Here is an 11,701-nt window from a genome sequence, read left to right as displayed (position 1 = left end):
CGAATGCGACGCATAATCCACCGGAATCAACCGCGCCCGCACGTCCTCGGCCTGACACGCCTGCACCAGATCCGCCACCGGCTGCGGCGGACCCGACACCACCACCGTGCCCGGACCATTCACCGCCGCCACCCCCACCCCGGGGAAACCAGCCAACCGCTCAGCCACCGCCTCGGCCGACAGATCCACCGACGCCATCGCCCCCGTACCCCGCAACACCACCAACGCCCGCGAACGCAACGCCACCGCCTTCGCCGCATCCTCCAGGGTGAGGATCCCGGCCACACACGCCGCACCGATCTCGCCCTGCGAGTGACCGATCACCGCCTGCGGGACCACCCCCGCGTGCTCCCACACCGCCGCCAGAGCAATACCCACGGCCCACAACACCGGCTGCACCACCTCCACCCGGTCCAACCACGACTCATCCGCGCCGGTCAACACCGACACCAAATCCACATCCAAATACGGAGCCAACGCCCGCCCGCACTCCGCAAGCCGCCCGTCGAACACCGGGGTCCGGCCGACCAGGCCCGACGCCATCCGCGCCGACTGCGCACCCTGACCCGGGAAAACGAACACCGCGCCGGGACCATGCGACGCGGCCACGCCCGACACCAGGCTTCCCGCCGGAGTCCCGGCGGCCAGGGCGTCCAGGCCCGCCAGCAACTCCCCGACGCCCGCGCCGACCACGGCAGCCCGCTGGTCGAACACCGACCGGGTCGCCGCCAGGGACCAGCCGACCGCCGCCGGGTCGAGGTCGCCGTGCTCGCGTACGTGCCGGGCCAGCCGCGCCGCCTGCCCCGCCAGGGCCCCCTTCGACCGCGCCGACACCGGCCACACCACCACGTCCGACGTCAACAGGCCTGGGGCGGGCTCCCCCGCCGCCTCGCCGACGCCGGTCTCGTCGGCCTGCTCGAGGATGACGTGCGCGTTCGTGCCCGAAATGCCGAACGACGACACCGCCGCCCGGCGGGGCCGGTCCGCCGCCGGCCACGGCCGCGCCTCGGTCGCCAACTCCACCGCGCCGGTGGACCAGTCGATGTGCGGGGACGGGGCGTCCACATGCAACGTCGCCGGGACCAGCCCCTCCCGCATCGCGAGCACCATCTTGATCACACCCGCCACGCCGGCCGCAGCCTGGGTGTGCCCGATGTTCGACTTCACCGAGCCCAACAGCAACGGCCGGTCCCGGTCCTGCCCGTACGTGGCCAGCAGCGCCTGCGCCTCGATCGGGTCGCCGAGCGTGGTGCCGGTGCCATGCGCCTCCACCACATCCACATCGGCCGTGGAAAGCCGCGCATCGGCGAGAGCCTGCCGGATCACCCGCTGCTGCGACGGCCCGTTCGGAGCGGTCAGCCCATTCGACGCACCATCCTGATTCACCGCGGAGCCACGCACCACCGCCAGCACCGTGTGGCCGTTACGGCGAGCGTCGGAGAGCCGCTCCAACAGCAGCATGCCGACACCCTCACCCCAGCCGGTGCCATCGGCGGCGGCGGCGAACGCCTTACAAAGACCATCGGCGGCGAGGCCGCGCTGCCGGGAGAACTCCACGAACAGACCCGGCGTCGCCATCACCGTCACGCCGCCGGCCAGGGCGACCTCGCACTCGCCCCGCCGCAGCGCCTGCACCGCCAGGTGCAACGCCACGAGCGACGACGAACACGCCGTGTCCACCGACACCGCCAGCCCCTCCAACCCCAACGCGTACGCCACCCGACCCGACAGCACACTCGCCGCGTTCCCGGTCGCCCCGAACCCCTCGGCCTCGTCACCGGACGCCACCAACAGGGCCCCATAGTCCTGACCATTCGTGCCCACGAACACCCCTGTTCGTGAACCCCGCAACGCGCCCGGCACCACCCCTGCCCGCTCGATGGCCTCCCACGACGTCTCCAGCACCAGCCGCTGTTGCGGGTCCATGGCCAGCGCCTCACGCGGGCTGATCCCGAAGAACGCCGGATCGAAGTCCGCGACGTCGTACAGGAAGGCGCCGCTGCGGACGTAGGAGGTGCCGCTGGAATAGGGGTCGGGGTCGTACAGCCGGTCGACGTCCCACCCCCGGTCCCCGGGCAGCTCGGAGACGGCGTCCCGGCCATCGCGCAGTAGCTGCCAGAACCGCTCCGGGTCGGTCGAGCCGCCGGGGAACCGGCAGGACATGGCGACGATGGCGACGGGCTCGTCGTCGGTCAGCGCCACGGGTGCGGCGGCGACGGCTGCCTCGGCCTCACCCCCCAGCTCCTCGTGCAGGTGCCGGGCGAGCCCGGTCGGTGTCGGGTAGTCGAAGACGAGGGTCACCGGCAGCCGCAGCCCGGTCGCGGTGGCGAGCCGGTTGCGCAGCTCGACGGCGGTCACCGAGTCGAAGCCGAGGTCCCGGAACGCGTGGTTCGGGTCGACGGCCTGGCCGTCGGCGTACTTGAGGACGGTGGCCGCCTGGTCGCGAATGAGGTCGAGCAGCGCCTGCCGGCGCTCGGCGGCACCCATCCGGGCGAACGTCGCGCCGGGGCCGGCCGGGTCGGCCTCCCCCGCCTCGGGGCTGCCCTTGATGGCCGCGAGCTGCTGCGCCTCGGGGATCTCGGCGATCAGCGGGCCGGGCCGGGTGGCGGTGAACGCGACGTAGAACCGGTCCCAGGCGATATGGGAGACGGTCAGGAACGTCTCGTCGTGCTCGACGGCCTGGTGCAGCGCGGCGACGGCGAGCCTCGGGTGCATCTCCGGGGCGCCATGCCGGTGCAACATTTGGCCGAAGCCCCCCTCGGCCATGCCGCCGCCGCCCCAGGCACCCCAGCCGATGGAGGTGGCGGGGAGGCCGAGGCCGCGCCGGTGCTCGGCGAGGGCGTTGAGGAAGGCGTTGCCGGGGGCGTAGTTGCCGACGCCGGAGCTACCGACGGTGCCGGCCATCGAGGAGAACAGGATGAACGCGTCGAGGTCCCGGTCGCGGGTCAGCTCGTGCAGGTTGATCGCGGCGGTGACCTTGGCGTGCAGTGCGTAGTCGATCTGGTCGAGGGTGAGCGAGCTGATCACGGCGTCGTCGAGCACGGCGGCGGTGTGCACGACGGTGGTCAGCGGGTACTCGGCCGGCACGGCGTCGATGACGGCGGCGAGCGCGGCGCGGTCGGCGGCGTCGCAGGCGGCGATGGTGACCCGGGCACCGAGGCCGACCAGCTCGGCCTCCAGCTCGGCGATCCCCTCGGCCTGCCGGCCGCGGCGGCTGAGCAGCACCAGGTGGGACGCGCCGTTGGCGGCGAGCCAGCGGGCCATGTGCCCGCCGAGCGCGCCGGTGCCGCCGGTGACCAGGGCGGTGCCGGTGGGCCGCCAGGTGCGGGTGGCGGGGGCGTCGCCGAGGGGGGCCCGTAGCAGCCGGCGGGCGAACGCGCCGGCCCGGCGCAGCGCCACCTGGTCCTCCCCGTCGGTGCCGGCGAGGACGCGGACGAGCCGCCGGCCGGCGGCGTCGTCGAGGTCGTCGGGCAGGTCGACGAGGCCGCCCCAGCGGTCGGGGTGTTCGAGGGCGGCGACCCGGCCGAAGCCCCAGGCGAGCTGCTGCAGCGGGTGAGGCAGCGGGTCGCCTCCGACGGCGGGGACGGCACCGCGGGTGAGGCACCACAGGGGCGCGCGGACGCCGGCGTCGCCGAGCGCCTGGGTCAGGGTGACGGTGCCGGCGAAGCCGACGGGCACCGAGGCGTGCGTGGGGCTCGGCGTCTCGTCGAGCGCGAGCAGCGACACGATCCCGGCGACGGGGCCCGCCCCGGCGAGGTCGCGGGCCCGGGCCGCGAGGGCGCCGCGCTCCGTCCGCTCGCCGTCCAGGGCCAGCGGTACGACGGTGCCGCCGCGCCGTTCGAGGGCGTCGCGGCAGAACGCGGCCTGTTCGGCGGTCTCGTCGGGGCCGGTGACGAGCCACCAGGTGCCGGCGAGGGTGGGCTCCCCGCCGTCGGCGACGGGCAGCCAGGCGTCCCGGTACCGCCAGGAGTCGATGGTGGCCTGGTCGCGGTGGCGGCGCCGCCAGGCGGCGAGCGCGGGCAGCACGTCCGCGACGGCGGCCTCGGGCACGGTGCCGGTGGCCTCGGCGAGTTCGGCGGTGACCGCGCTCAGGTCCTCCGCCTCGACGGCGGCCCAGAACCGGGCGTCGACCTCGTCCTCGACGACCGCTCCGGCGGCCGGTGCGGGCGCGGCGGCGGCCGACTGCGGCCAGTAGTGCTGCCGCTGGAAGGGGTACGTGGGCAGGTCGATCAGGCGGCCGGGTCGGTCGCCGAAGGCAGGCCGCCAGTCCACCGCAGTGCCACCGGCATAAACCTCCGCCAACGCACGGTGGAACCGGGCCAGACCACCCTCCCCACGACGCAGACTGCCAGTAACCGTCACCCCCGCCGAATCAACGACGGCCACCTCCACCGACTCCTGCACCGCCATCGTCAACACCGGATGCGCACTCACCTCCACAAACGTCGAACAACCAGCAGCAACCAGACCCCGCACCGCCTCCTCAAACCGCACCGTCTGCCGCAAATTCCGATACCAATACCCGCCGTCCAAACCAGCCGTGTCCAACCAGCCACCATCAACCGTGGACCAGAACCGGATTCCACCGGTGCGGGGACGCAGCTCGGCCAACGTTTCCAGCAACCGCTCTCGCAGCGGCTCCACATGCGCCGAATGCGACGCGTAATCCACCGGAACGCGACGCACCCGCACACCACACGACTCGTAATGAGCAACCAACTCATCCAACGCCGCGTCATCACCCGACACCACAACAGACGTCGGCCCGTTCACCGCAGCCAAAGCAATCCGACCGCCCCAACCCGCGATCGTCGTGGCGGCCTCCTCAGCGGCCGTCGCCACCGAAACCATCCCCCCACCCCCAGCGATCCCAGCGATCACCCGACTCCGCAACGCCACCACCGCCGCCGCATCACCCAACGACAACGCACCAGCCACACACGCCGCCGCAATCTCACCCTGCGAATGACCCACCACCGCCGACGGCCGCACCCCAAACGACTCCCACAACGCCGCCAGAGACACCCCCACCGCGAACAGGGCCGGCTGCACCACATCCACCCGATCCAGCGACGCCGCACCAGGCACCCCGCGCACCACATCCAGCAACGACCAATCCACAAACGGACGCAACGCCTCCGCACACTCCGCCAACCGCTCCGCGAACACCGGCGCCGTGTCGAGGAGCTCGGCGGCCATCCCCACCCACTGCGAACCCTGACCCGGAAACACAAACGCCACCTCACCGGGGCTGCCGGCGACACCGGAGACCACCTCGGAGCCGGTCCGCCCCTCGGTGAGCCCATCAAGCGCGGCCGTCAGATCATCCCGACCGGCGGCGAAGACCACCGCCCGGTGGTCGAGGGGGGCGCGGGTGGCGACCAGCGACCAGCCGACGTCGCCGAGGGCGGCGTCCTCGACGAGGTCGAGGTGGTCGCGCAGGTCGCGGGCACGGGCGGCGAGGGCGGCGGCGGTACGCCCGGAGAGCACCCAGGGCAGCTCCCCGGTCGGCCCGTCGGCGGCCGGGGCGGGCTCCTCCTCGGGAGCCTGTTCGAGGATGGTGTGCACGTTGGTGCCGCTGATGCCGAACGAGGACACCCCGGCGCGGCGCACCCCGTCGATCGGTTCCCAGGGACGGGCCTCGGTCAGCAGCGCGACGCTGCCGGCGGACCAGTCGACGTGCGAGGTGGGCTCGTCGACGTGCAGGGTGGGCGGCAGCACCCCGTGCCGCATGGCCAGGACCATCTTGATGATCCCGGCGACGCCGGCGGCGGCCTGGGTGTGGCCGATGTTCGACTTGATCGAGCCTAGCCAGAGCGGCCGGTCGGCGGGGCGGTCCTGCCCGTACGTGGCGATGAGGGCCTGCGCCTCGATCGGGTCGCCGAGGGTGGTGCCGGTGCCGTGCGCCTCGACGACGTCGACCTGGTCGGCGGTGAGCCGGGCGTTGGCGAGGGCCTGCCGGATGACCCGCTGCTGGGCGGGCCCGTTGGGGGCGGTGAGCCCGTTGCTCGCGCCGTCCTGGTTGACAGCACTGCCCCGCACTACCGCGAGGACGGGGTTGCCGTCTCGGCGGGCGTCGGCGAGCCGCTGGAGCACCAGCAGGCCGACGCCCTCGCCCCAGCCGGTGCCGTCGGCGGCGGCGGCGAACGGCTTGCACCGGCCGTCGGCGGCGAGGCCGCGCTGGCGGGAGAAGCCGACGAAGATGCCGGGGGTGGCCATCACGGTGACGCCGCCGGCGAGGGCGAGGTCGCACTCCCCCGCCTGTAGGGCCTGGGCGGCGAGGTGGAGCGCGACCAGGGATGACGAGCAGGCCGTGTCGACGGTGACGGCGGGGCCGTGCAGCCCGAAGGTGTAGGCGAGCCGGCCGGAGATGACGCTGGCGGAGACGCCGGTGGCGAGGTAGTTCTCGTCAACGTCCCCGGCCCCCATCAGCAGCGAGCCGTAGTCCTGCCCGTTCGTACCGACGTACACGCCGGTGCGGCTGCCGCGCAGCGCGGTCGGGTCGATGCGGGCCCGCTCGAACGCCTCATAGGTGGTCTCCAGCAGCAGCCGCTGCTGCGGGTCCATGGCCACCGCCTCGCGGGGGCTGATGCCGAAGAACGCGGGGTCGAACTCGCCGGCCCCGGCGAGGAAGCCGCCCTCGGAGACGTAGCTGGTGCCGAGGTGCTCGGGGTCGGGGTGGTACAGCTCGGCGACGTTCCAGCCGCGTTCACCGGGCATCGGGGTCATCGCGTCGGTGCCGGCGGCCACGAGGTCCCACAGCTGCTCGGGCGAGGACACGCCGCCGGGGAAGCGGCAGCTCATGGCCACGATGGCGATGGGCTCTCCGTGCCGGCCGGCGCCCTCGGCGACAACCTCGCCGGGGGTGTGTCCGGCGGCCAGGCCGTGCAGGTGGTCAGCCAGCTCGGCGACGGTGGGGTAATCGAAGACGAGGGTGGCGGGCAGCGTCATGCCCGTCTCGACGGCCAGCCGGTTGCGCAGTTCGACGGCGGTGAGCGAGTCGAAGCCGAGGTCGCGGAACGTCCGTTCGGGCAGCGCCTGCCCGGCCGGGTAGCCGAGCACGGCGGCGGCCTGGGTGCGGACGACGTCGGTGAGCTGCGGCAGGGAACGGCCGACGACGACGGCGCGGACGGTGCCGGCTGGTGCGGCGGGCACCCCGGTCAGGGCGGCGATCAGCGGGGTCGGCCGGCCCCAGGCCGCGGCGAGGCGGCCCCAGTCCACGTCGGCGACGGTGACCGCCGGCTCGGCGGTGTTGACCACCCGGCCGAGCGCGGCGACGGCCTCGGCGGGGGGCAGCGGGGTGAGCCCGCCCCGGGTCAGCCGGGCGGTCAGCGCGGTGGTGGCCGCCGCCATGCCGTCGGAGGCCCAGGCACCCCAGCCGATGGCGGTGGCGGGCAGCCCCTGGGCGCGCCGCCACGCCGCGAACGCGTCGAGGTACGCGTTGGCGGCCGCGTAGTTGCCCTGCCCGGCGCTGCCCACGACGCCGGCGAGGGAGGAGAAGAGCACGAACGCGTCGAGGCCACGGTCGACGGTGGCCTCGTGCAGCACCCGCACGGCGCGGACCTTGCCGTCGAGGACGGCCTGCATCCGGGCAAGGTCGAGGCCGTCGAGAATACCGTCGTCGACCACCCCGGCGGTGTGCACGACGGCGGTCAGCGCGGGCAGGTCGGCGACGAGGGCACCGACGGCGACGGCGTCGGTGACGTCGCAGGCCACCACCCGCGCAGCGCCGATCCCGGTCAGCTCGTCGAGCAGCTCGTTCGCGCCCGGGGCGTCCGGGCCACGCCGGGAGGCGAGCACCACCTCGGCGGCGCCGTTGGCGAGCAGCCACCGGGCGGTGTGCCGGCCCAGCGCACCGGTGCCGCCGGTGACGAGCACGGTGCCGGTGGGCCGCCAGGCCGTCCCGGCGGTCGGGGCGGTCGGGGCGGCGGGGACGAGTCGCCGCTCGAGCACGCCCTGCGGGCGGATCGCCACCTGGTCGTGGCCGCCGTCGGTGAGGACGGCGAGCAGCGCGTCCCCGGCGGCCCGGTCGAGGCGGCCGGCGGGCAGGTCGACCAGTCCGCCCCAGCGGTCCGGCTGTTCGAGGGCGACAACCCGGCCGAGGCCCCAGGCAGCGGCGGCGAACGGCTCGGTGACCGGCTCGCCGCCGCCGACGGACACGGCGCCCCGGGTGAGGCACCACAGCCGGCCGGGCAGGCCTGCGTCGGCGAGGGCCTGGACGAGGGTGAGCAGCAGCGCCGTCCCGGCGGGCACGCCGGGCGCCCCGGCCAACGGCAAGTCCCGCTCGGGCACCAGGCACACCACCCCGCCCCACCCCGCCTCCCCCCGCTCCCGCAGCACCGCACTGACCCGCTCGCGCCCACCCCCCGCCGCCACAGCAAGAACGTCAACCCCACCCCCACCCCGCCCCAACACGTCGACAACCCCACCCCACTCCCCGCGATCTTGCAGTTGCGGCCCCGGCGAAAGCCACATAGCACCCGTATCGGGGGCCGAAAGTGCAAGATCGGCGGGGTGGGTGGGGGTTACTACGAGCCAGCGGGGGGTGGGGGTGGGGGTGGGGGTAAGGGTGGGGGTGGGGGTGGGGGTGGGGTGGATCGGGGTCCAGGTTATGCGGTACTGCCAGGCGTTGAGGGTGGCGTCGCGCTGGCGGAGGCGGCGCCACGAGGAGAGCACCGGGACGGCCGGGGCGAGGGCCGCCACGGCGTCCGGGTCGTCCTGCACGGCCAGGTGGGACGCCACGGCGGGCAGGTCTCCACGTTCGACGGCGGCCCAGAAGTCGCCCTCGGCGCCGTCGACGCCCTCGCCCGCCGGGGCGGTGACGCCGGAGAACTCCGGCCAGTAGCGCGCGTGCTGGAAGGCGTACGTGGGCAGGTCGACCCGGCGCGCGCCGGTGCCGTCGAACCACGGCCGCCAGGTGACCGGGACGCCGTGGACGTGCAGCTCGGCCAGGGCCGCCAGCAGGGCGGAGGCCTCGGGCCGGTCCTTGCGCTGGGCGGCGACGGAGAGCACGCCGGTGTCGCCGGGCAGGATGTCGGCCGCCAGCGCGGTGAGCACGCTCTGCGGGCCCAGCTCCAGGAACACGCCCGCCCCGGCCGCGCGCAGGGCAGCCACCCCGTCGGCGTACCGGACGGTCTCGCGCACGTGCCGCACCCAGTAGTCGGGGCTGCGCAGCTCGTCGGCATCCGCCAGGGCGCCGGTCAGGTTCGACACGACGGGCAGCGTCGGCTCGGAGAAGGTCAACTTGCGCAGGACCGCCCGGAAGGTGGCCAGCATCGGCTCCATCAGCGGACTGTGGAAGGCGTGGCTGACCGTCAGCCGACGGGTACGGACGCCCCGGTTCCGCCAGGCCCGCTCGATCTCGTCGAGGGCCTCGGCCGCGCCGGAGAGCACGACGGAGGCGGGGCCGTTGACGGCGGCGACGCCCACCCGGTCGGCCAGAGCGTCGAGGGAGACCGGCACGTCGAGGGAGACCGGTCCGTCGAGGGAGGCGAGCACGTCGGCCTCGGGAGCGGCGACGGCGAGCATCCCGCCGCCGGCCGGCAGGGCCTGCATCAGCCGGCCCCGCGCCGCGACGAGGGCGCAGGCGTGCTCCAGGGTGAGCACCCCGGCGACGTACGCGGCGGTGATCTCACCGATCGAGTGCCCGCCCACGAGGTCCGGCACCACGCCGAACGACTCCACGAGGCGGAACAGCGCCACCTCGACGGCGAAGAGCCCGGCCTGGGTGAACACGGTCTGGTCCAGCAACTCCGCCTCGGGGGTGCCCGCCTCGGCGAACAGCACCGCCTTCAACGGCCGTGGCAGCGCCCGGTCCAGGTGGGCGCACACCTCGTCCAGCGCGGCGGCGAAGACGCCGAACGTCGCGTACAGCTCACGCCCCATGCCGGCGCGCTGCGCGCCCTGGCCGGAGAAGAGCACGGCGACTTGGCCGCGCCCGGAACCCGTACCGGCGGAGACGTTGCCGGCCGGCGTGCCGGCGGCCAGGGCGCGTAGCCCGGCCAGCAGGTCGTCGTGGCCGGCGGCGGCGACCACCGCGTGGTGGTCGAGCACGGACCGGGAGACCACCGAGGAGTACGCGACGTCGAGCGGACGGGCGTCGGCGTCGGCGTCAGCGTCAGCGTCAGCGTCGGCGTCAGCGTCGGCGTCAGCGTCAGCGTCAGCCAGCCAGGCGGCCCAGCGGCCGGCCTGGGTGGCGAGGGCGGCGGCGGAGCGGGCGGAGAGCAGCACCGGGACGACGGGACGGCCGACCGTCGGCGGCTCGTCGGAGGCGGGCTCCGCCGCCGGGGCCTGCTCGATGATGGCGTGCGCGTTGGTGCCGGAGACCCCGAACGACGACACCGCCGCCCGGCGCGGCCGGTCCACGGCCGGCCACGGGGTCGCCTCGGTGGCCAGCGCGACCGCCCCGGCGGCCCAGTCGACGTGCGGGGACGGCGCGGCCACGTGCAGGGTGGGCGGGACGGTGCCGTGCTGGATGGCCAGCACCATCTTGATCACCCCGGCGACGCCGGCGGCTGCCTGGGTGTGGCCGATGTTGGACTTGACGGAGCCCAGCAGCAGCGGGGCACCCTCGCCCCGGTCCTGCCCGTACGTGGCGAGCAGGGCCTGCGCCTCGATCGGGTCGCCGAGCCGGGTGCCGGTGGCGTGCGCCTCCACGACGTCGACGTCGGCGGGGGCGAGCCGGGCGTTGTCGAGGGCCTGCCGGACGACCCGTACCTGGGAGGGGCCGTGCGGGGCGCTCAGCCCGTTGGACGCGCCGTCCTGGTTGACGGCGCTGCCGCGGAGCACGGCGAGGACGGGGTACCCGTGGCGTCGGGCGTCGGAGAGGCGGGCGAGCAGCAGCACGCCGGCGCCCTCCGACCAGGAGGTGCCGTCCGCGTCGGCGGAGAACGCCTTGCACCGGCCGTCGGGGGCGAGGCCGCGCTGCCGGCTGAAGCCGACGAAGACCGTCGGGGTGGGCATGACCGTCACGCCGCCGGCGAGGGCCAGCTCACAGTCGCCGTTGCGCAGGGCCTGGGCGGCCAGGTGGAGCGCCACCAGCGAGGAGGAGCAGGCGGTGTCGACGGTGACGGCCGGACCCTCCAGGCCGAGGGTGTACGCGACCCGCCCGGAGATGACGCTGGTGGCGTTGCCGGTGAGCAGGTGCCCCTCGCCGTTCTCGCCCGTGGCCTGCGCGATCACCGCCTCGTAGCCGTGCCCGGCCGCCCCGACGAAGACCCCGGTACGACTGCCACGCACCGCCTGCAGCGGCAGCCCGGCCCGCTCGAAGGCCTCCCAGGACGTCTCCAGCAGCAGCCGCTGCTGCGGGTCCATCGCCAGGGCCTCGCGGGGGCTGATGCCGAACAGGTCGGCGTCGAAGTCCCCGGCGTCGTAGACGAAACCGCCCTCGGAGACGTAGCTGGTGCCCTGGTGGTCGGGGTCCGGGTGGAACAGCCGGTCGAGGTCCCAGCCTCGGTCGGCGGGGAACGGGCCGATGCCGTCGCCGCCGTCGCGGACGAGCTGCCACAGCGACTCGGGCGAGTCGACCCCGCCCGGGTACCGGCAGCTCATCGCGACGATGGCGACGGGCTCGGTGTCCCGGGCCTCCAGCTCACGCAGCCGACGTCGGGTGCGCCGCAGCTCCGAGGTCGTACGCTTGAGGTACTCGACGTACTTCTCGTCCTCGTTGCTCACCGTGGACCCACCTCACTCGGCATGCCGA

General features: G+C 74.6%; 1 protein-coding gene. It reads right to left on the bottom strand.

The window, feature by feature from the left end; genetic code table 11:
• On the bottom strand, nucleotides 1-11,673 hold an 11,673-nt coding region (locus tag SNR22_RS21610; RefSeq protein ID WP_320068448.1), incomplete at its 3' end, for a type I polyketide synthase.
• Nucleotides 11,674-11,701 lie beyond the last annotated feature (28 nt).

Origin of the sequence: Micromonospora sp. RTGN7, from assembly GCF_033804645.1 — a bacterium.
In the GTDB taxonomy this organism is placed as follows: domain Bacteria; phylum Actinomycetota; class Actinomycetes; order Mycobacteriales; family Micromonosporaceae; genus Micromonospora.
Note: the sequence above shows the minus strand (reverse complement) of the source record. Positions and strands in the feature narration are given on the sequence as shown.